This is a genomic window from Devosia sp. LjRoot16 (assembly GCF_964252795.1).
Lineage (GTDB): Bacteria > Pseudomonadota > Alphaproteobacteria > Rhizobiales > Devosiaceae > Devosia_A.
Map to the genome: position 1 here is coordinate 622,315 of NZ_CAXUPH020000002.1, position 19,182 is coordinate 641,496.

22 protein-coding genes are annotated in these 19,182 nt (G+C 66.1%); 9 read left to right on the plus strand and 13 right to left on the minus strand.

What is annotated here, in order from left to right; translation table 11 throughout:
* Positions 1–8 precede the first annotated feature (8 nt).
* The gene (locus ACSQ23_RS13435) at positions 9–962 is read right to left on the minus strand and encodes a transglutaminase family protein (protein WP_436090927.1); all 954 of its coding nucleotides are present in this window, start codon (positions 960–962) and stop codon (positions 9–11) included.
* Positions 963–1,070: 108 nt separating this feature from the next.
* Here ACSQ23_RS13435 and ACSQ23_RS13440 point away from each other — a divergent pair, with 108 nt between their 5' ends.
* From ACSQ23_RS13440 to ACSQ23_RS13460, 5 genes are all read left to right on the plus strand, one after another.
* Positions 1,071–1,907, plus strand: coding sequence for a transglutaminase-like domain-containing protein (locus tag ACSQ23_RS13440; RefSeq protein ID WP_055878786.1), 837 nt, complete (start codon positions 1,071–1,073; stop codon positions 1,905–1,907).
* A gap of 57 nt (positions 1,908–1,964) precedes the next feature.
* Positions 1,965–2,318, plus strand: coding sequence for an ArsR/SmtB family transcription factor (locus ACSQ23_RS13445; protein WP_055878789.1), 354 nt, complete (start codon positions 1,965–1,967; stop codon positions 2,316–2,318).
* Between the two features lie 92 nt (positions 2,319–2,410).
* A complete protein-coding gene (locus ACSQ23_RS13450; RefSeq protein ID WP_055995314.1) occupies positions 2,411–3,028 on the plus strand; it encodes a dihydrofolate reductase family protein in 618 nt (205 codons plus the stop codon).
* A 15-nt stretch (positions 3,029–3,043) separates the two neighbouring features.
* Entirely contained in the window at positions 3,044–3,499 is a 456-nt protein-coding gene (locus ACSQ23_RS13455) for an SRPBCC family protein (protein ID WP_055995312.1), read from the plus strand.
* Positions 3,496–4,287 carry an alpha/beta fold hydrolase gene (locus ACSQ23_RS13460; protein WP_436090928.1) on the plus strand — a complete coding sequence of 264 codons (792 nt, stop codon included), beginning with the start codon at positions 3,496–3,498 and terminating at the stop codon, positions 4,285–4,287. The genes ACSQ23_RS13455 and ACSQ23_RS13460 overlap by 4 nt, the downstream gene beginning before the upstream one ends.
* 174 nt (positions 4,288–4,461) lie before the next feature.
* On the opposite strand, the gene ACSQ23_RS13465 is transcribed toward ACSQ23_RS13460, so the two are convergent.
* The 4 genes from ACSQ23_RS13465 to ACSQ23_RS13480 are packed head-to-tail and all read right to left on the minus strand — an operon-like array spanning position 4,462 to position 8,343.
* Positions 4,462–5,286 carry an ABC transporter ATP-binding protein gene (locus tag ACSQ23_RS13465; RefSeq protein WP_055995309.1) on the minus strand — a complete coding sequence of 275 codons (825 nt, stop codon included), beginning with the start codon at positions 5,284–5,286 and terminating at the stop codon, positions 4,462–4,464.
* 13 nt (positions 5,287–5,299) lie between these two features.
* Entirely contained in the window at positions 5,300–6,361 is a 1,062-nt protein-coding gene (locus tag ACSQ23_RS13470) for a FecCD family ABC transporter permease (RefSeq protein ID WP_436090929.1), read from the minus strand.
* Positions 6,358–7,386 (minus strand): FecCD family ABC transporter permease, encoded by a 1,029-nt coding sequence (locus ACSQ23_RS13475; protein WP_055995303.1) that lies wholly within the window; start codon positions 7,384–7,386, stop codon positions 6,358–6,360. Before ACSQ23_RS13475 ends, ACSQ23_RS13470 begins: the two co-directional genes overlap by 4 nt.
* Before the next feature lie 3 nt (positions 7,387–7,389).
* Positions 7,390–8,343: an ABC transporter substrate-binding protein gene (locus ACSQ23_RS13480; protein ID WP_436090930.1), complete on the minus strand. Its 954-nt coding sequence runs from the start codon at positions 8,341–8,343 to the stop codon at positions 7,390–7,392.
* Between the two features lie 148 nt (positions 8,344–8,491).
* On the opposite strand from ACSQ23_RS13480, the gene ACSQ23_RS13485 reads away from it, so the two are divergent.
* Positions 8,492–8,863: a hypothetical protein gene (locus tag ACSQ23_RS13485; protein ID WP_436090931.1), complete on the plus strand. Its 372-nt coding sequence runs from the start codon at positions 8,492–8,494 to the stop codon at positions 8,861–8,863.
* Between the two features lie 150 nt (positions 8,864–9,013).
* Here ACSQ23_RS13485 and ACSQ23_RS13490 read toward each other — a convergent pair whose 3' ends face one another.
* Positions 9,014–9,289: a hypothetical protein gene (locus ACSQ23_RS13490; RefSeq protein WP_156384587.1), complete on the minus strand. Its 276-nt coding sequence runs from the start codon at positions 9,287–9,289 to the stop codon at positions 9,014–9,016.
* 95 nt (positions 9,290–9,384) lie between these two features.
* The gene (locus tag ACSQ23_RS13495; protein WP_436090932.1) at positions 9,385–9,600 is read right to left on the minus strand and encodes a hypothetical protein; all 216 of its coding nucleotides are present in this window, start codon (positions 9,598–9,600) and stop codon (positions 9,385–9,387) included.
* Between ACSQ23_RS13495 and ACSQ23_RS13500 the strand changes: the two genes are divergently transcribed.
* Complete coding sequence (locus tag ACSQ23_RS13500) at positions 9,599–10,561, plus strand: nucleoside hydrolase (protein WP_436090933.1); 963 nt, start codon at positions 9,599–9,601, stop codon at positions 10,559–10,561. The genes ACSQ23_RS13495 and ACSQ23_RS13500 overlap by 2 nt on opposite strands.
* A complete protein-coding gene (locus ACSQ23_RS13505; protein ID WP_436090934.1) occupies positions 10,561–10,848 on the plus strand; it encodes an antibiotic biosynthesis monooxygenase family protein in 288 nt (95 codons plus the stop codon). The genes ACSQ23_RS13500 and ACSQ23_RS13505 overlap by 1 nt, the downstream gene beginning before the upstream one ends.
* Before the next feature lie 8 nt (positions 10,849–10,856).
* Here ACSQ23_RS13505 and ACSQ23_RS13510 read toward each other — a convergent pair whose 3' ends face one another.
* From ACSQ23_RS13510 to recJ, 3 genes are all read right to left on the minus strand, one after another.
* A complete protein-coding gene (locus tag ACSQ23_RS13510; protein WP_436090935.1) occupies positions 10,857–11,648 on the minus strand; it encodes a class I SAM-dependent methyltransferase in 792 nt (263 codons plus the stop codon).
* 94 nt (positions 11,649–11,742) lie between these two features.
* A complete protein-coding gene (locus ACSQ23_RS13515) occupies positions 11,743–12,978 on the minus strand; it encodes an SAM-dependent methyltransferase (protein WP_082528080.1) in 1,236 nt (411 codons plus the stop codon).
* 173 nt (positions 12,979–13,151) lie between these two features.
* The gene (gene recJ / locus ACSQ23_RS13520; RefSeq protein ID WP_436090936.1) at positions 13,152–14,948 is read right to left on the minus strand and encodes a single-stranded-DNA-specific exonuclease RecJ; all 1,797 of its coding nucleotides are present in this window, start codon (positions 14,946–14,948) and stop codon (positions 13,152–13,154) included.
* 190 nt (positions 14,949–15,138) lie between these two features.
* On the opposite strand from recJ, the gene ACSQ23_RS13525 reads away from it, so the two are divergent.
* Entirely contained in the window at positions 15,139–16,089 is a 951-nt protein-coding gene (locus ACSQ23_RS13525; RefSeq protein WP_082528081.1) for a Tim44 domain-containing protein, read from the plus strand.
* 54 nt (positions 16,090–16,143) lie between these two features.
* Here the strand turns inward: ACSQ23_RS13525 and ACSQ23_RS13530 are convergent, their stop codons facing one another.
* From ACSQ23_RS13530 to ACSQ23_RS13540, 3 genes are all read right to left on the minus strand, one after another.
* Positions 16,144–16,524 carry a DUF1801 domain-containing protein gene (locus ACSQ23_RS13530; RefSeq protein WP_436090937.1) on the minus strand — a complete coding sequence of 127 codons (381 nt, stop codon included), beginning with the start codon at positions 16,522–16,524 and terminating at the stop codon, positions 16,144–16,146.
* Positions 16,525–16,574: 50 nt separating this feature from the next.
* Positions 16,575–17,555, minus strand: a complete 981-nt coding sequence (gene glpX / locus ACSQ23_RS13535) for a class II fructose-bisphosphatase (protein ID WP_055878826.1) — start codon at positions 17,553–17,555, stop codon at positions 16,575–16,577.
* A 180-nt stretch (positions 17,556–17,735) separates the two neighbouring features.
* A complete protein-coding gene (locus tag ACSQ23_RS13540) occupies positions 17,736–19,076 on the minus strand; it encodes a homoserine dehydrogenase (RefSeq protein WP_055998071.1) in 1,341 nt (446 codons plus the stop codon).
* Between the last annotated feature and the right edge of the window lie 106 nt (positions 19,077–19,182).

The following is a 19,182-nucleotide window of genomic DNA, read 5'->3' on the forward strand; positions in this document are numbered from 1 at the left end:
CCGGAAGGCTAATTCTGTCCGGCAAGGCTCGCTGCATTGGCCTCGCGCAGACGCCGCCCCGCCGCCTCAGCCTCGACCTGCACTTTGTGATGCCCACCATCGGCAGTGACGTTCACCTGCACGTCCATGCCGAGATAATCCGCACGGTCGCCGATAAAGCTGCCGCTGAGCGGTTTGGCCTGCCTCGGCTCCCGCGCGACGCCAACCCGGATCAGATCTTTGTTGCCGATGATGCCGTTGGTCGGGTCGAACTCGACCCAGCCGGCGCCGGGGAGGAAAACCTGTACCCAGGCATGGGTGGCGCCACCGCCACGCATGGCCATGCCCGTATCCCGCGACGGCACATAGATGTAGCCGGTAACGAAACGCGCGGCGAAACCGAGGCTGCGGCAAGCTTCGATCATCATCAGTGCGAAGTCGCGGCAGGTGCCGGTGCCAGTGGTCAGCGTCTGTAGCGGCAGCTGCGTGCCAGGGTCGGTGCGGCGCGAGTACCTGAAACTCTCCCGGATGCCGGCGGTCATGGTCATCAGCAGGTGTCCGGTCTCCATCGCCACGCCGGAATGGGCGAACTTCCTGGCAAACGCCTCGACTTCTGGCGCCGGATGGTGCGGCCGCATGTAGGGAGCAAGGTCCGGCAGCGTCTCGGCGTCATAATCGAACGGCCACGACTTGGCCCGCTCCTCAGTCTTGAACCGCGGCACAGTCAGTGGCGTGTGGTCCAGCATGATATCGGTCTCGAAGCGCAACTCGCTGGCCGCCTCGCCGAACTCCGCGACGGTGATGCAGTTGCCGAACACGTCGTGGATCCAGTGGATCTCTGCGTCCGGAGACACGGTGATCGCCGAGCTCAGCAGCCGCTGGTCGTGGCTATCGCGCGGGCGGAACAGCACCCGGTGCTGGCCAAAGCGCACTGGCCGTGCGTAGCTGTACGTCGTGGTGTGGCGTACTCTCAGAACAGTCATCGCCGCTTCCGCTTTTGTTCCCCTGGTCAGAACAGTCGAACTGTCGCGGCGGTTCCGCGGAACTTCCCGACCTGCCCCGAATTGAGGCGCATACAACTGGGTGGTGCGATGAAGTTTTCCGTGAACTGCAGCCTGCAATACGATGTGGCGACCGATACGACGCTGATCCTTAATATCGAGGCGCAGCGCAATGCCGGCCAGAATATTCTTGCCGAACGGTTCAGCATCTCGAGCGGCGTGCCGACCGACTCGCATGTGGTGCCGGAGACGGGCAATCGCTATCGCCGCATGGTGCTACCTTTCGGCCAACACCAGATCAGCTACACGGCTGATATCGAAACGATGCCGTTCGTCGGCGACCCCGGCCAGATCGCACAGGTACCCGTCGCGGCACTGCCATTCGACGTGTTCGGCCACCTGTCGCCATCGCGCTACTGCCAGTCCGACAAACTCGGGCGGTTCGCCTGGCGCACATTCGGCGACATCGCCAACGGGCACGAAAAGGTGACGGCGATCTGCAACTGGATTTTCGAGAACGTCGACTATCTCGAAGGTTCCAGCGACGTCAGCACCTCGGCCTACGACACTTTTACGCTGCGGGCCGGCGTGTGCCGTGACTTCGCGCATCTAGGCATCACCTTCGCCCGGGCGCTGGGCATCCCTGCCCGATTTGTCTCGGCCTATGCGCTCGATCTGATCCCGCAGGATTTCCACGCCGTGTTCGAGGCCTATCTCGGCGATCGGTGGTACCTGTTCGACGCCACGCGGCTCTGCCCCATCGACGGCATCATGCGGATCGGTATCGGTCGCGACGCGGCGGACTCCGCTTTTGCCAGTTACTTTGGCCAGTTGAGCGGACCGCCCAAGCTGATTTCGGTCAAGCGTATCGATGACCAGCCGCCCAGCGCCTGGACCGTTCAGGCCGTCAGCATCTCAGCCAACTAGACACTTAAGCATTGACTTAGGTATTGACAGCGCCACTGCGTCAAGATACTTAAGATCATGCTTAACCAAGAGACAGAGCCCCTCGATCTCATGTTCCAGGCATTGGCCGACCCGACCAGGCGGCGAATGATCGAACGACTGAGCCGGGGATCCGCATCGGTCAGCGAGCTGGCCGAGCCGTTCAAGATGAGCCTGCCCGCCATCGTGCAACACCTGCAAGTGCTGGAACAGAGCGGGCTGGTGACGACGCAGAAGGTGGGACGGGTGCGGACCTGCACCATCGACACGGGAGCGCTCAGCATGGCCGAGAAGTGGATCAATGATCGACGCATCGGCTGGGAGCACCGGCTGGATCGGCTGGGGGCGTTCCTCGACGCGCTGCCCAGCGGCCCGGACAAGCCGGTGAAGTAGCGCCCCACCAGCGCGTCATGGACGACAGAACTGAGACAATCGGCCGGAAGCAGCGTTTCCGGTAACGGGCGAGCTTTGCCCAGGAGGATCGAATGGCCAAAGTCGTGTTGAGTTTTTCGATGTCGCTCGATGGCTACATCGCAGGCCCGAACGTCTCGGTTCGCGACGGTATGGGAGTCGGCGGCGAGCGGCTGCACGAGTGGATGTTCGCCAGCAGCGGCACCAAGGCGGGTGATGGCAGCTACAGCAGCACCGAGGCCCAGGACGCGGCCGAGATCGATCTGGCTTTCAGCACGGTCGGCGCAACGATCGTCGGCCGTCGCACCTATGATGTGGGCCTGCAGCACTGGAACGACACGCCCTACCCGGTGCCGTCGTTCGTCCTCACCCACAACCCCAAGCCCGAACAGCAGATGAAAAGCGCCAGCTTCCGCTTCGTCACAGACGGAGTGGAGAGCGCCGTGCGGCAGGCCTGCGAGGCGGCAGGCGACAAGGACGTGGTGGTGATGGGCGCTTCCGCCGCTCAGCAGGTGCTGCGCGCCGGCCTCGCCGACGTAATCCGCGTCCAGGTGGTCAGTGTGCTGCTTGGCGGCGGTACGCGCCTGTTCGACAGACTTGGCGATGCTCAGATCGAGCTCGCCCGTACCCGGGTGGTCACGGCTTCGCCCGGCGTCACCCACCTCGAATTCAATGTCATCAACCAAGCCTAGACAGAGGAAACCCAAATGACCGAACGTTCCATCGCCCACGGCAGCTTCACCGTCGAACGCAAGTACAAGCATGCTCCGAGCAAGGTGTACTCCGCCTGGTCCAATCCCGAATTCAAGCGCCAGTGGTTCGGCTCGCCGAGCCCGGACAAGCCGAAGGACGTCATGGACTTCCGCGTCGGCGGCCGCGAGTTCAACGAGGCCGAGATGGGCGGCGACACCTATGTGTTCGACGTCACCTATCGCGACATCGTGCCCGACAACCGCATCATCTACACCTACGAGATGCTGAAGAACGGCGCGCGCATTTCGGTGTCGCTGGCGACCGTCGAGTTCTTCCCGGAAGCCGCCGGCACCCGCATGGTGGTGAAGGAAGACGGCGCCTTCCTCGACGGGCTCGACAAGATGGCCGATCGCGAGGCGGGCACCAACTACATCATCGACCTGATGGGAAAGTGGCTCGACGAACAATGAGCGCCAAATCGCATAGCGTGATGATTGGCGACCTCGAGGTGCACTACCTCGAGGAAGGCCGCGGGCAGCCGCTGCTGCTGCTGCACGGGGGCACGGCGACCGCCGACTCCTGGGGCGCGGCGATGCCGCAGCTGGCCGACCGCTATCGCGTCCTCGCGCTCGATACCCGCGGACACGGCAGGACCAACAACCCTGCCCAGAAGATGAGCTACGCGCAGTTCGCCGACGATGTCGCCGGCTTCATCGCAACGCTCGGTCTCAGGAAACCGCTGATCATCGGCTATAGCGATGGCGGGCAGACTGCGCTGGAGTTCGGGTTGCGGCATCCGGGCAAGGCCGGGGCACTGGTCATGGGCGGCACGGTAAGCCGACTGACCCAAGCTATGCTGGAAGGGCTTCGCTCATGGGGGTTTTCGGTGCCAGGCGAGGTCGACCTCGATCGATTGGCCAAGGAGTTCGGCCCATATTTCGAACAGATCAAGGTCGCGCACGCCCACCATTACGGTCCGGACTACTGGCGGGCGTTCCTGAAGCAGATCTCCACGCTTTGGCTCACAGTACCCACCTACACTGAACGGCAGCTCGCATCGATCTCGGTGCCCTCCCTGGTGATCATGGGCGATCGAGACCAACTGGGCGGGATCGATGAAGCCGATCGCCTCTACCGGCACCTCGGCGCCGGAGAACTCTCCATCATCGCCAATGTCGGCCACGAGGCCGTCAACAAACCGCTGTTCTGGGACGCGGTACGCGAGTTCCTCGCCCGGCACGACGAGCGCCAGGACTAACCAGCGAAGGGGTGCCGACTGACAGAGACGGCCCCCTCCCATCCTGCCCCATGAAGGGGAAGGTGCCCTGCCGGTTCACTGGGTACGATCGACGACAGAGCCTCGACTCTTCACCTCCCCCTTTATGGGGGAGGCCGGGAGGGGGCCGTCTCCATCAGTCAAGCAGCCCCCGCCCTACTCCGCCGCCGCCTTCAGCCGCGGCTTCACCCGATGCCGTCCGACCGGCACGATCATCGGGGTGTGCGACACCGGGTCGTCACACACTTCGGCGTCCATGCCGAATATCGACTTCACCAGCGCTGCCGTCACCACTTCGGCCGGCGGGCCGGAGGCCGCGATCTTGCCGTCGCGCATGGCGACGATGTGGTCGGCGTAGCGACAGGCGAGGTTGAGGTCGTGCAGCACCGCGACCACGGTGCGGCCGCGCTGCTGCACCAGATCGGTCAACAGGTCCAGCACTTCGACCTGGTGGTTGATATCGAGGAAGGTGGTCGGCTCGTCCAGCAGCAGCAGCTCGGTTTCCTGCGCCAGCGCCATGGCGATCCAGACGCGCTGGCGTTGCCCGCCGGAGAGCTCGTCGACGGCGCGGCCGGCGAGATCGAGCGTGTCCGTCGCTTGCAGCGCAGTGGCGACCGCTGCGTCATCGGCGGCGACCCAGTGGCGGAACCAGCCCTGGTGCGGATAGCGGCCGCGGCCGACGAGGTCCGCAACGGTGATGCCGTCAGGCGCTACCGGGGTCTGCGGCAGGACGCCGAGCAGCGTCGCGACCTCGCGGGTCGGCATCTGGTGGATGGCGCGGCCATCGAGATAGACCGTGCCGGCGCTCGGGGTCAGCAGCCGCGCCAGGCCGCGCAGCAAGGTGGACTTGCCGCAGGCATTGGCGCCGACGATGACGGTGAACTTGCCGGGTGGGATGTCGATGCTCAGCTTGTCGACGATGGTACGATCGCCATAGCCGAGCGTCAGGTCGGCGGCCGAGAGCTGGTGGTTCACTGTCATCTTGGGCCTCCAATCAGCCGCCGCGGCCCGAACGATGGGCAGCGGCAAGCAGGTAGATGAGGAACACGGCGCCGAGTGCGCCGGTGACGACGCCGACCGGCAACTGGTTGCGGCCGAGCATGTGCTGGGCGACGAAATCGGCGGCGTTGGTGACGAGCCCGCCGACCAAAGCCGCCGGCAGCAGCACATTGCCGGAGGGTCCGAGCAGTCGCCGCGCGATCGGGCCGGCAATGAAGGCGACGAACGATACCGGGCCGACGGCGGCCGTGGCGAAAGCAGCGAGCAGCACCGCCACGAGGATCAGGCCGAGGCGGGAGAACTCGACCCGGGTGCCGAGCGCCCGCGCCGCGTCGTCCCCCATCTGCAGCGTGCGCAGCGAACGCGACAGCACCGCCGCGAGCGGCACCAGCACGAGGAGCGCGACGGCGAGCGGGGTGAGGTTCTCGAAGGTCGAGCCGTTGAGGCTGCCGGTGAGCCAGCTCAGCGCTTCCTGCACTTCCATGATGCGGACGCGGGTGAAGAGATACGACACCACTGCGCCGGCCAGCGCCGCCATGCCGATGCCGATCAGCACCAGCCGGTAAGGCGTGACGCCGTTGCGCCAGGCGAGCCCGTAGATCAAGAGCGCGGTCAGCACTGCGCCGCCGCAGGCCATCACCGAGACGCCGAGCCCCGACCACTTGAAGATGATGATCGCCAGCACCGCGGCGGCGCTCGCCCCGGTGGTGATGCCGACGATGTCGGGGCTGGCGAGCGGGTTGCGGAGGATGGTCTGGAAAACGATGCCGGATAGCCCGAACGCCGCCCCTGAAAGCAGCCCGGCCATGACGCGCGGCAAGCGCACGCCGAGGACGATGAAATCGTTCGCCGCATCGGCATTGCCGGTGAAGGGCGAGAGCAGCGAGCGCACCACGTCAGCGAGTGGCAGCGGATAGTCGCCGATCGACATCGACAGGCTGGCCACCGCCAGCGACAGCAGCGCGAGGCCGAGCACGACGAGGCCATAGCGGCGCTGCAGGCGCCTGCGCACCGCGACGACGGCGCCAACCGGGGCAAAGCTCGAGGCGGCGCTCACAGCTCAGCCAGCTTCCTGCGCCGCACCAGCGCAATGAAGAATGGCGCCCCGAGCGCCGCCGTAACGATGCCGACCTGCAGCTCGCCCGGCGGCACGATGATGCGGCCGACAATGTCGGCACCGAGCAGCAGGATGGGAGCCAGCAGCATCGAGTAGGGCAGGATCCAGCGGTAGTTCGGGCCGGTGAAGGCGCGGGCGAGATGCGGCACAGTGAGGCCGACAAAGGCGATCGGTCCGGCGGCAGCAGTGGCGGCGCCGGCGAGGATCACCGCGGCGAAGCCGACCATGGCGCGACCGCGCTGCACCTTGAGGCCGAGACCGCGGGCCACATCGTCGCCCAGCGCCAGGCCATCGAGGATGCGCGAGGTGAGCAGCGCCAGGACGATGCCGGCAAGGATGAACGGCGCCACCTGCATCAGGATGTCGGTGGTGCGGCCGGTCAGTGCGCCAACCTGCCAGAAGCGGATCTGGTCGAGGGTTTGGACATTGGTGATGAGAATGGCTGATGTGACCGAGGTCAGCGCGGCGGTGACTGCGGCGCCGGCCAGCGCCAGCTTCACCGGGGTCGCGCCTTCGCGGCCGAGCGAGGCGACAAGGTAGACTACCAGCATCGCCGCCCCTGCCCCGAGGAAGGCCAGCCAGACATAGCCGGAGAGCTGGGTGACACCGAACACCGAAATGCCGAGCACCACGCAGAGCGTTGCGCCGGCATTGATGCCGAGGATGCCGGGGTCAGCCAGTGGGTTGCGGGTCGCGCCCTGGAGGATCGCGCCGGAGAGCCCGAGCGCCGCGCCGACCAGGAGGCCGACCAGGGTGCGTGGCAGGCGCAGGTCGAGAATGATCTTGTGGTTGGTCTGCGTGGGGTCGAACGCCGTCACGGCGTTCCAGATGTCGCTGAGTGCGATCGGGCGGGCGCCGACGGTGATCGAGAGCGCCAGCACCACGACGAGCGCCACCGCCAGCAGCACGAAGCCGCCGGCGCGGGCTGCCGGCGGCAGGCCCGCCGATGTGCCGCCCGGCGACATACTCTAGTCGCCGATGCTGACGTCGGCAGCGGCGATGGCGGCGCTGAGCTTATCGAGCTCCGTGGCATAGGCGGCGTAATTGCGCAGCCTGAACGCCGGCCAGTCGGTCACCTGCCCTGCCGCGGCGGCGCGCAGCGTGGTCCAGGTGGCCTGGGCCTTGGCGGTCTCCATGGTGATCTTGGAGCGGTTGTCGACGAGGATCAAGTCGGGCTGGTACTTGTCGATGTTCTCCCAGCTCAGCGTCTCCCAGTAGCCGCGGTCATCGGCAATTACCGGGTCGATCAGCTTGAGACCCCAGGAGGCAAAATCCATCAGCTCGGACGAACCTTCGGTGGCGGCGACATAGAGCGCGTCAGTGCCGGCCCAGACCGCAAGGGCCGAGAGATCGGGTTTCGTGGCAACGGCCGCCTTGAACTTGTCACGCGCGGTCTCGAAAGCGGCCTTGTCGGCGGCGACCTCAGGAGCCGCGAGATCGGCGCCAAGGCTCGCCGCTAGCTTCTCGTAATCCTCGATCAGGGTGACGATCGAAGCGCCCTGCTTCGGGCCGGTGATCGGCGCCAGCGGCTTCAAGGCGTTGACCACGTCGGCCCCACCGCTCCAGGTATTGTCGAGCGGCCACCATTCACCGACGATCAGGTCCGGCTTCAGGGCCGCGGCCTTCTCGATGCTGACCTCGCCCCAGGCTTCGCCGATGATCTCGATGCCGGTGAGGTCAAGCCCTTCGAGCGCCTTGGCATCGGCGATGGCGCTGTCGGCATAGATGCCGACCGGACGAATGCCGAGCGGGATCAAGCCGGCAGCCGCGTCCTGGCTGGCGATGATGCGCGTCGGCACGTGGTTCACAGTCACAGTGGTGCCTGACCCATCGGCATAGGTCCAAGCCTCTGCGAAAGCGGCGCCGGGCACCGAGAGCAGGAGTGTCGCAAAAGCAGTTGCGGCAAGCGTCTTGAGGGACATTGGCGGGACCCAGATATGTTGATTGTACGGGTCACCTATCAGCGCGCTATGCTGATTAGTCAAGTCATGTTTCCGGCTCACGACCGTGAGTCATGCGGGTTTCACCAATAGGTGCTATGGCTTAGCCGCCAACACGCGAGACCGGGACGTGATCGAGCTGCCGCCGGCCATCGAAGAATACTGGTACGCCTTCGATTGGAACGTCGAGGCGCTGTGGGCGCTGGACCTGCCGTCCGAAGCGTTTCCGATCGACAAGCTGCTCTGGCACCTCGATGTGCCGCTGTGGGAACTCGACGGGCACCGCTATGCGCTGACGCCCCGCCAGGTGCTGCGCTCGCCCTATCGCTATGACAAGGAATATCGACGGGTGCGGGCGGCGAGCCTGGTGTTCCCGATCGAGATCACCCGGCTGAAGGGCCGCTGGCTGATCCTCGACGGCGTCCACCGGATGACCCGGGCGCATGAGGACGGGCACGAGGAGATCTTCGTGCGCAAGGTGCCGCGGAAGTTGATCAAGTAGGGGTTGGCGCAGCGTGCTTGGCGCCCCTCACCCCGGCCCTCTCCCCAGAGGGGAGAGGGGGCGATGGGCTCACCGGCCGTGCCACATACGTCCCCTCTCCCCTCTGGGGAGAGGGTTAGGGTGAGGGGTAGCCAAGCGCTCGAGACAGGCCTAACTCGCCACCCGATACGGGCTGAAGGTCCGGCCGTTATCCGAGAGGCTCGACCAGACGACCCAGTAGCGGCCCTGCTCGTCGGGAACCAGCACTTCGGCCTCGCGACCGCTATGGGCCTGGAAACGGGCCAGCGACTGGGCTTCGAGGGCGGCGTTGGAGCGGGAGGGGAACGGGCCGTGCGCCTTGCCCTCGAAATCGACCCACCAGTTATCGCGGCTCTGGATCACGAGGTAGAGCGCCTTGGCCATCGAGAGGTCACCCCTGCTGTTCACGGAACCGTTATCACCGATTCCGCTGGCGTTCTGCCATCTGGAATGAGTTTCGCACAAGTGCGTCGTCGGGACGAGAGCACTAGGCGCCGGATATTTTATGCAAAGATGCGCCCAAATTTCACGAATGCAAGCTTAGGGGCGCGCGAGACCTTGTCCTCGAACGCGCCGAACACTTGGCGCTCGTAACTAACGAGCGCGGGCTGAGCCGCAACTGCCCACGGCCTTACATGATGAGGCAGAGCTGCCAGAGTATTGGGCAGCGTGGTGCCGAGACTGGCGCGGCGGGCGGCGGCATGCATGATGGCGGGCATGCAAACACTCAAAGTCATCTACGATACCGACCCGGGCGTCGACGACGCCATGGCCCTGCTGCTCCTCGCCCGCCACAAGCGGATCGAGCTTATTGGCGTCACCACCGTGTTCGGCAATGCCGACATCGCGACGACGACGCGCAACGCCCTGTATCTGAAGCAGAAACTCGGCTTCTCCGCGCCGGTGGCCGGGGGTGCGGGCGCACCGCTGGTAGGCGAGCCGGATGCGCCACCGACCTTCGTCCACGGCATGAACGGGCTGGGCGATATCGACCTGCCTGATATCACCGCCGCCGCCGATCCACGCCCGGCGCATCAACTGATCATCGACCTGGTGAAGGCCAACCCAGGCGAGGTCACCATCATCGCGGTGGGACGGATGACCAATCTCGAGCGCGCCATGCGCGAGGCGCCGGAGATCGTCGGGCTGGTCAAGCAGATCGTGGTGATGGGCGGCGCCTTCGGCCGCAACGGCCATACCGGCAACGTCACCCCGGTGGCCGAGGCCAATATCTGGGGCGATCCGGATGCCGCCGACATCGTGTTCGGTGCGGCGTGGCCGATCGCCATTGCCGGGCTCGACGTGACGCAGGCGACAGTGATGACGGAAACCTACGTGGCCGAGCTCGCAGCCGCCGCCGGCGAGGATGGGGCGTTCGTTCGCGCCATCTCGGCGTTCTACCAGAACTTCCACCGCGAGAGCGCCGGGCTCGACGGCTTCTATGTGCACGATTCGAGCGCCGTGGCGCTGGCGCTGCATCCCGAGTTCTACCAGACCGAGACCGGCGCCATCCGGGTGGTCACCGAGGGCATCGCCATCGGGCAGACCATCATCAAGCCGGATGGACGGAACTATCCGCCCGGCGCGTGGGACGGCCGGCCAAGCCAGAGCATCGCGGTCGGCGTCAACGCGGAGGCGGTACTGAAGTTCTATCGGGATACGCTGGTGGGGAGCGGCTGATGTACGGGCTGATCGGCCGGATCACCACAGCGCCGGGCAAGCGCGACGAGCTCATCGCCATCCTGGCGCCGGGCGGCACCATGGCCGGATGCATCAGCTACGTCGTTGCCAAAGCCACTGATGACGCCGATGCCATCTATGTTACCGAGGTCTGGGAAAGCAGCGAAGCACATCGCGCTTCGCTGGCATTGCCGCAGGTAAAGGACGCGATCTCGCGCGGCCGGCTGCTGATCGCCAAGTTCGAGACGATCGCCGCAACCGAGCCGGTCGGCGGTATCGGCATCTGACACTGCCGCTATCGCCGGGCCTTCACCGCCCAGGCCCGCGCAGCGAGGCGGATCGGCCCGTTGCCGAGCCGTTTCGCCAGGCGCTGCCGCAAGGCTTCTCGCGCCTCCACCGACAGTTTCATGCAGTAGCCCGGGGCCGGCCCGGCCCCGAGCGTGAACGGATGCCAGAAGGCCTCGAAGTCGGCGAACTCGGTGTCGATTTCGATCGTCTCGATATCAGGCGCGGCGAGACCGGCATCGTCACACAACGCCGCCAGCCCAGCGTCGGTGCAGAACGGGAAGCGTAGCGCCTCATCGAGCGCGGCGGCGTGCGGCTCGATTTCTGCCGCGGCCTTCCAGAACAGGTCGATCATTTCCATGCCGCCGCGGGGATAGTCCCAGACGTAGAAGGCCAGCATGCCGCCCGGTTTCAGCACTCGCTGCATCTGGCGCAGCGCCGCCACCCGGTCCGGGACGAAGTTGAGAACCAGCGCTGCCGCAACGACATCGACGCTGGCGGTCGCCGGCAACGCCGTGGCGTCGCCAACGATGAAGCTGGCGCGGTCATCGCCGACGGCCCTGCGGGCGTAAGCGACGAAATCCGCTGACGGATCGAGTGCGAGGATCGAGTGCGGGGCCGCCCGTTCGAGGATGGCGCCGGTGAGGGCGCCGGTGCCGCAGCCGATGTCGAGCCAATCGGCGCCGCGCGGCGGCTTCAGCCAATCGAGGAACCGCCCGGCCAGTTGCCGGCTCCAGCGCCCCATATACTGCTCGTAGTTGTGGCCGACGCTCCAGGCGTCGAACTCCGTGGACCGGTCCATCTCCATCTCCCTATGGTAACAACACACCGTAGGAGGAGGTTTTTGAACCGATCCAAGCCGAGCTGTTCAGCTCTGCTTCATCGCGCTTCAGCCATTAGGCCGGCCGCCGGTACTGGTAGATGCCGACGTCGATCGAGCCTTCGAAGAAGCCCGCTTCGCAATAGCTGAGGTAGTACACCCACTTGCGGCGGAATTCCTCGGTGTAGCCGAGCTTCTTGATGTCGTTCCAGCGGTCGAGGAAGCGCTCGCGCCAGAGCTTCAGCGTCCTGGCATAGCTCAGCCGGAAGGTCTCGACATTCTCGAGGATGAGCCCGACCTTGTCGCCCTGCTCCTGCATGGCGGTCTTGGTCAGCAGCATGCCGCCGGGGAAGATGAAGCGCTGGATGAAATCCGGACGCGCCCGATAATCGTGGAAATCCTGCTCGCCGATGGTGATCGCCTGGATCGCCGCGGTGCCGCCCGGCTTCAGCCGATCGTGCACGGTCTTGAAGTAGCTCGGCCAGTGCTCTTCGCCGACGGCTTCGATCATTTCGATCGAGGCGACGTGGTCGAAATCGCCCCGGGTATCGCGATAATCTTCGAAATGCATGGTGGCGAGCTGGTCGAGCCCCTGCCGCTCGAGGCGCTCGTTGGCATATTTCAGCTGCTCGGCCGAGAGCGTGATGCCGTAGACTTCGGCGCCGAAGTCCTTGGCAGCGGTTTCGGCAAAGCCGCCCCAACCACAGCCGATCTCCAGCACGCGGTGCCCTGCCTTGACGCCAGCCAGCTCGGCGACGCGGCGGTACTTGGTGTGCTGCGCATCGGTGAGCGACTGCTCGTCGGAGGTGAACAGGGCCGAGGAATAGGTCATCGAAGGGTCGAGCCACTCGGCATAGAAGTCGTTGCCGAGGTCGTAATGCTCGGAGATGTTCTTCTTGGATCCCTCTTTCGAGTTGTGCCGGCTCAGGTGGTAGGTGAAGTCCTGGGCGGCGCGGCCGTACCAGGAGTTCTCGCCGCTATCGAGCACGTCACGGTTCTGCAGGAAATAGCGGAACAGCGCCGTCAGGTCCTCGATCTCGACGTCGCCGTCGATATAGGCCTGGGCGAAGCCGACGGTGCCGCGCTGCAGGGTCTTCTGCAGCACCTTGAAGTTGTGCAGCGTCAGCTGCGCATGCACCCCGGTCGACGGGTCGCCGAAGGTGCGGGTCTTGCCATTCGGGAAGGTGATGGTGACCGCGCCGTGCTTGGGGCGGCCGATCAGCCGCTTGCCGAGAAAGGCCGCAACGGTCGAGAGCAGATGGGTCCACGGCGTGGGCGACGCTGCCCTCGTTTCAACCGCAAGCTTATCCATGACGCAACATTCCAGACTAAGTCCGCTCCGCCGAGCGGCCAAACCAGCGCCGCAGCGGGGCCGCAAAGACGCGACCGAGCAACGGGGCTCCCCGTGAATTAGGGCAGCACTTTAGTCGTCATAAGTGGATATGCAAGCATGACTTTCAACCCTCAGAGCACCCGCTCGAGCGGCTAGCGACCGCCCGGTCGCGCCGCATCCAGCAGGCGGAACTGCGCTTCTTCGCGGCCTTGCCAATGGTCGATCGACAGCGTCCCCGCCATGTGCAGCGGGGTGTCGTTGCCGGCGCTCAGCAGCGCTTCGCCAAGCGCGGTAGTGGCGGCGCGGAAGGCAATGGCCTTGAGTCGCGCACCATCGTCGGCGGTCAAGGTGAACTTTACATGCCCGCCGGCGCCGACGATCTCGGCGAACTTCGCCTTGTGCGCCGGAAAGGCAAACACCGGCTGTGGGTTGCCGGCGCCGAACGGCCCTGCCCGCTCGATCTCATGCACGAATTGCGGGTTGGCGCCACGCGCCGTCATCGCCGCATCGATCTCCAGCGCGGTGAGCGCCCGCGCCGCGCTGACGCTGTTGCCCAGCCGGTCGGTGACGTGGGCACGGAACGGCCCGAGCTGCCCCGGCTTCAGTGTCACGCCAGCCGCCATGGCGTGCCCGCCGCCCTTCACCGCGAGACCCAGCTCTACCGCCTCGATCACGGCGCTACCAAGGTCGACACCCGGCATCGAGCGGCCCGAGCCGGTGCCGGTGCCGTCGGGGGCAAGCGCAATGGCGAAGGTCGGGCGTTCGAAGCGCTCGCGCAGCCGCGCCGCGATCAGACCGACCACGCCGGGGTGCCAGTTGGCCGAGGCCAGCACCAGTACGGGCGGCCCCTCGCCGCCGCCGATCTCGGCCTCGGCGGCGCGGGCCGCCTCCTCCACCGCCTCGACTTCGATGCGCTGGCGTTCGCTGTTGAGTTCGTTGAGCTGCGCCGCGATCATCAGCGCCTGCTGTTCGTCGTCGAGTGACAGCAACCTGGTGCCGAGCGCCGCATCGCCGATGCGGCCGCCGGCATTGATGCGTGGTCCGATCAGGTAACCGAGATGATACGCATTGAGCGGACCGGAAAGCCGCGCCGCCAGCGCCAGGGCACCGATGCCGCGGTTGGAACCGGTGCGCGCCACCTCGAGGCCGCGCGCCACGAATGCGCGGTTCAGCCCCTTCAGCGGCACGACATCGCAGACCGTCGCCAGCGCCACGAGGTCGATCATCGTCATCAGGTTGGGCGCGCCCGTGTCGCCGCGTTGCTTCAGCAGCCGGTTGGTCGCCACCAGCACCATGAAGGTGACGCCGGCCGCGCAGAGGTAGCCGAGGCCGGAGATGTCGTCGGGACGGTTGGGGTTGACCAGCGCATTGGCCGGCGGCAACTCGGCGTCGAACAAATGATGGTCGATCACCAGTACGTCGAGGCCACGTTCGCGGGCATGGGCGATCGGGCCATCGCTGGTGGTGCCGCAGTCGAGCGTAATCAGCAGCTTGGCGCCGCCGTCGACCAGCTTATCGATCGCGGTGGTGTTGGGCCCATAACCCTCGAAGATGCGGTCGGGGATGTGCACCTGGGGGTCGAGCCCGAAATGCCTGAGGTAGCGGGCCATCAGCGCGCAGGAGCAGGCGCCGTCGACGTCATAGTCGCCGAACAGCGCCACCGGCTCGTTGTCGGTGATGGCACTGGCCAGCCGCTCGGCCAAAGCATCCATGCCGGCGAGCGTCGAGGGGTCGGGCATCAGCTCGCGGATGGTCGGCTGCAGATAGATCTCGGCGGCATCGACGCCGACTCCGCGCCCGGCGACGATGCGGGCGAGGATCTCCGAGAGGTTGGTGCGCTGGCCGATGGCCGCGGCAGTCCGCGCTGCCGCCGGATCGAGCCGATCCACCCAGGCGCGGCCCAAGGCGGAATTCGATACGTCGAGGAAGTTGGGGCGCGGCTCGTCCATCACCCCGCGAGGTAAGCAGAAAGCAAGTGATAGTCGAGGGTGCCACGGCGGTTTTCCCGCCGGGATCAGGGCGGCAGCCAAGGGGCCGGACGGCGAACCGATGAAAAACGGACAAGCGGGCGACGAAAGGTCTAGCGCCGGGTGGCAAAGGTCCCCATATCAACCCCAACGTTTTACATGGGGAACCACAATGTTCGCTTCGAAGGGCTTCCGGTTTTCGGCCCTCCTTGCCACTCTGATCATGGCCTTCTCGCTGGTTGCGGTCGATACCGCAGAAGCGCGGCGCGGCGGCAGCTTTGGTAGCCGCGGCATCCGCACCGAGCGGAGCGTGCCGTCTACCCAGGTGTCGCCGAACACCACGGCGCCGGTGCAGAACACGATGACCAACAGCACGACGCGGAATACCGTGGGTAATGCCACGACACCGGCCCGCCCCAGCCTGTTCGGCGGTTTTGGCGGCGCGCTGCTCGGCGGCTTCCTGTTCTCCGGTCTGTTCGGCATGCTGTTCGGGTTCGGCTTCGGCGGTTTCGGCGGCATGCTTGCCCTCTTGGTGCAGGTGGCGATCATCGGCCTTATCGTCAGCTTCTTCCTCAGGCGCCGGCAGCAGCGCCCGGCCATGGCCGGCGGCCCGTTGAACTACGAGGCACAGAACACGGCCCGCACCTATGGTGGCGGCGGTGGCGCTGCGGCTCCGCGCGGCCCGCGCTCGGCAGCTTCGCAGCGTGCCGGCCGGCGCGATGAGGTCGGCATCACCGACCAGGACCTCGGCACTTTCGAGAGCCAGCTCAAGGAGATGCAGGACGCCTACTCGCGCGAGGACTATGCGGCGCTCCGCCGGATCACCACGCCCGAAGTGATGGGCTACCTTGCCGAGGAACTGGGCGAGAACGCCTCCAAGGGCCTGCGCAACGAGGTGTTCGATGTGAACCTTCTGGCCGGCGACGTGGCCGAAGCCTGGCGCGAAGACGGCACCGACTACGCGAGCGTGGCGATGCGCTACGAGAGCCGCGACGTCACCCGTAACCGCGGCACCGGTGAGATCGTCTCCGGCGACGATCGGGTCACCGAGACCACCGAGGTCTGGACCTTCCAGCGCCAGAACGGCAGTCGCTGGCTGATCAGCGCCATCCAGGAAGCGTAAGCTCCCGATTACCGAATGCGAGCGGGCCGCCCAGTGGGCGGCCCGCTTTTCATTTCAGGGTAACGCCGAGACCAGCGCCACCCACTGCCTGACCACGGCCTCGAGGGCCGGCCGCTTGTGCTCGACATCGGCCATCGAGTCGAACCGCAACAGGCGCCGATCCTTGGAGTCGCCCTCGAGCAGCCCGCGCCGATCCTCGATCATCAGGCCTCCCGGGAACACCAGCACCAGTTGCACGAAACTGCTCTGACGCAGGTTGAACGCCGCCATGTCGTGCGCGCCGAGATAATAACTGGGCGCATTCCACTTGACCCGCTCACCCAACTCGGGCGCTGCGGACTTGATGGTTGTACGCAGCGCTTCGATTTCGGGCTTCAGCGGATGGTCGAGCGCCGCCATCATCGCTTCGACCTTCACGTCATCTTTGCTCGCCATAACGCCCTCCTCGAACGGGCAGAACGCGACAAGCGCTACGCCCAATCAAGCTAGCGGTGATGCTCCGCGGTGATCCAGCGAACCGTCTGGCTCCAGGAGCGCATCACCACGGTATTGGTGCGAACTGTATTCTTGCCGTAGCGCACGCCGCTCAACAGGGTGCCGTCGGTGACGCCGGTGGCGGCGAACAGCACGTCGCCGGAAGCCAGCTCGTCGGTGCGGTATTTCCGGTTCGGATCGGTGATGCCCATTTTCAGCGCGCGGGCGCGCTTCTCATCGGTATCGAGGATCAGCTTGCCCTGCATCTGGCCGCCGATGCAGCGCAGCGCCGCCGCGGCCAGGACCCCCTCAGGGGCGCCGCCGGAGCCGAGATAGATATCGATGCCGGTATCTTCAGTGTTCACCGCGTGGATGATGCCGGCGATGTCGCCGTCCGAGATCAGTTTGATGGCGACGCCGGCGGTGCGCAAGTCATCGATCAGCGCAGCATGGCGCGGTCGATCCAGCACGCAGGCGGTGATCTCGTTCACCGGTACGCCCTTGGCCTTGGCCAGCGCCTTGACGTTGACGGTAGCGCCCGCATCGAGGTCGACGAGGCCCGCGGGGTAGCCGGCGCCGATGGCGATCTTGTGCATGTAGACGTCTGGGGCGTTCAGCAGCCCGCCGCGCTCGGCCATCGCCAGCACGCAGATCGAATCCGGCTGGTTCTTGGCGCACAGCGTCGTGCCTTCCAGCGGATCGACGGCGATATCGACCTCCGGGCCGTCGCCGGCGCCCACTTCCTCACCGATGAACAGCATCGGCGCCTCGTCGCGCTCGCCCTCACCGATGACGATCCGGCCATGGATGTGGACGTTCCCCATCTCGCCGCGCATCGCTTCGACGGCGGCGGCATCGGCCGCCTTCTCGTCGCCCTTGCCGCGCCAGGTGGCGGCGGCGAGCGCCGCCGCTTCGGTGACACGCACCAGTTCGAGGGTGAGCGAACGGTCGATGGCCGCCTGCCGGTCGGTATCGGATTTGCTGAGCTTCATGAACACTCCCTGCCCCGCCGCACGGGGCATTACGTGGCCTATGCGGTCGCCATCCCGAACCGCAATGCCGGGAGGGCTCCCGGACACTTTACCGCTTCGTTGAAGCGGTGAAATGCTCCTGGGCATTGATGTGTCGCGCTTTCGAGGTGGAAAAGTCTGCAACCTTTCCCGAAAGCGCTCCTAGAGTTGCTCGATCCGGATCATCTGCGGATCGCCGACGATGAAGCCGTCGCCCTTGATCGCCTGGAGAGCGTCGCGGACGGTCTGCTCCATGGTGGAGTGCGTGAGCAGCACCACCGTGCGGGACTCGGTCCCCGTCACGCCCGGCTCGCTAACACGCAAATCCGGACGCTGGATGACGCTTTCGAGAGAAATACCGGCAGCACCCATGCGGGTAGCAATAGCGGCAAACGCGCCGGGCACGTCCCTGACATTTAGTCGGATGTAATAGCCGCCCTCGTGCTCGCGGATCGGGGCGCGCCGATAGGGCGTCAGCTCCGCCACCGGTACGCCGAGCGGCGGCACCCGCGTGCCGCGGGCGATGTCGAGGATATCCGAGAGCACCGAGGACGCCGTCGGCGGGCCGCCGGCGCCCGGGCCGGCGAGCAGCAACTCGTGCACATGGTCGGTTTCGAGCGCCACCGCGTTCAGCACCCCATCGACACCGGCCACCGCCGAGGTCTTGGGCACCAGCGTCGGGTGCACGCGCTGGTCGATGCCGTCGGCCGAGCGCTGGGCGATGCCGAGCAGCTTGATCTTGTAGCCCAGATCGCCGGCCACCTTGATATCAGCCTGGCTGATGCTGGTGATGCCCTCGACGAAAATCTCGTCCGGCGCGATCTCGCAGCCGAAGCAGAGCGAGGCGAGAATAGCGAGCTTGTGCGCGGTGTCGAAACCGTCGACGTCGAAGCTCGGATCGGCCTCGGCATAGCCCAGCTTCTGCGCATCGGCGAGGCACTCGGCGAAGCTGATACCCTCGTTGCCCATGCGGGTCAGGATGTAGTTGCAGGTCCCGTTCATGATGCCATAGACGCGGGCGATGCGGGCCGAGCCGAGGCCCTCGCGCAGCGTCTTGATGACGGGGATGCCGCCGGCCACCGCCGCTTCGAAGCCGAGCTGGGCGCCCGATTCCTCGGCCGCCCTGGCGAGGTTCACACCATGCCGGGCCAGCAGCGCCTTGTTGGCGGTGACCACCGGCCGGCCGATCTCCAGCGCAGCTTTCACCGCGGCCAAAGCCGGCCCGTCCTCGCCGCCGATCAGCTCGACGAACAGGTCGATACTGTCGGATTTGGCCAGCGCCACCGGATCGTCGAACCATTCGAGGTTGCTCGCATCGATGCCGCGGTCGCGGCTGCGCGAGCGGGCGCAAACGGCGGTGACGGTGATCTTGCGACCGAGCTTGCGGGTCAGCTCCTCGCCATCCTTCTGAATGATGCGGACCAGCGTCGCGCCGACATTGCCGAGACCGGCGACACCGATACGCAGCGGCGCCTCGAGCGCGGCATCGGCATGATCCTGCATCGACTTGAGGATCCGGGTCCGGGTATCCGAGCGGGGCTCGCGCCCTTCCCGCAAGTCGAAGACGAATAACGGGTCGCCGGCGATGGTCCGTCCGAACCGGGTCGGG

What these genes read in the sequence shown, in the direction of transcription:
- ACSQ23_RS13525 (WP_082528081.1), top strand. Translation starts at nt 15,139, where the DNA reads ATGTTCGCTTCGAAGGGCTTCCGGTTTTCGGCCCTCCTTGCCACTCTG.
- ACSQ23_RS13435 (WP_436090927.1), bottom strand. Translation starts at nt 962, where the DNA reads ATGACTGTTCTGAGAGTACGCCACACCACGACGTACAGCTACGCACGG.
- ACSQ23_RS13450 (WP_055995314.1), top strand. Translation starts at nt 2,411, where the DNA reads ATGGCCAAAGTCGTGTTGAGTTTTTCGATGTCGCTCGATGGCTACATC.
- ACSQ23_RS13515 (WP_082528080.1), bottom strand. Translation starts at nt 12,978, where the DNA reads ATGGATAAGCTTGCGGTTGAAACGAGGGCAGCGTCGCCCACGCCGTGG.
- ACSQ23_RS13510 (WP_436090935.1), bottom strand. Translation starts at nt 11,648, where the DNA reads ATGGACCGGTCCACGGAGTTCGACGCCTGGAGCGTCGGCCACAACTAC.
- glpX (WP_055878826.1), bottom strand. Translation starts at nt 17,555, where the DNA reads ATGAAGCTCAGCAAATCCGATACCGACCGGCAGGCGGCCATCGACCGT.
- ACSQ23_RS13540 (WP_055998071.1), bottom strand. Translation starts at nt 19,076, where the DNA reads ATGCAGGATCATGCCGATGCCGCGCTCGAGGCGCCGCTGCGTATCGGT.
- ACSQ23_RS13480 (WP_436090930.1), bottom strand. Translation starts at nt 8,343, where the DNA reads ATGTCCCTCAAGACGCTTGCCGCAACTGCTTTTGCGACACTCCTGCTC.
- ACSQ23_RS13460 (WP_436090928.1), top strand. Translation starts at nt 3,496, where the DNA reads ATGAGCGCCAAATCGCATAGCGTGATGATTGGCGACCTCGAGGTGCAC.
- ACSQ23_RS13465 (WP_055995309.1), bottom strand. Translation starts at nt 5,286, where the DNA reads ATGACAGTGAACCACCAGCTCTCGGCCGCCGACCTGACGCTCGGCTAT.
- ACSQ23_RS13495 (WP_436090932.1), bottom strand. Translation starts at nt 9,600, where the DNA reads ATGCCCGCCATCATGCATGCCGCCGCCCGCCGCGCCAGTCTCGGCACC.
- recJ (WP_436090936.1), bottom strand. Translation starts at nt 14,948, where the DNA reads ATGGACGAGCCGCGCCCCAACTTCCTCGACGTATCGAATTCCGCCTTG.
- ACSQ23_RS13500 (WP_436090933.1), top strand. Translation starts at nt 9,599, where the DNA reads ATGCAAACACTCAAAGTCATCTACGATACCGACCCGGGCGTCGACGAC.
- ACSQ23_RS13455 (WP_055995312.1), top strand. Translation starts at nt 3,044, where the DNA reads ATGACCGAACGTTCCATCGCCCACGGCAGCTTCACCGTCGAACGCAAG.
- ACSQ23_RS13440 (WP_055878786.1), top strand. Translation starts at nt 1,071, where the DNA reads ATGAAGTTTTCCGTGAACTGCAGCCTGCAATACGATGTGGCGACCGAT.
- ACSQ23_RS13475 (WP_055995303.1), bottom strand. Translation starts at nt 7,386, where the DNA reads ATGTCGCCGGGCGGCACATCGGCGGGCCTGCCGCCGGCAGCCCGCGCC.
- ACSQ23_RS13530 (WP_436090937.1), bottom strand. Translation starts at nt 16,524, where the DNA reads ATGGCGAGCAAAGATGACGTGAAGGTCGAAGCGATGATGGCGGCGCTC.
- ACSQ23_RS13445 (WP_055878789.1), top strand. Translation starts at nt 1,965, where the DNA reads ATGCTTAACCAAGAGACAGAGCCCCTCGATCTCATGTTCCAGGCATTG.
- ACSQ23_RS13505 (WP_436090934.1), top strand. Translation starts at nt 10,561, where the DNA reads ATGTACGGGCTGATCGGCCGGATCACCACAGCGCCGGGCAAGCGCGAC.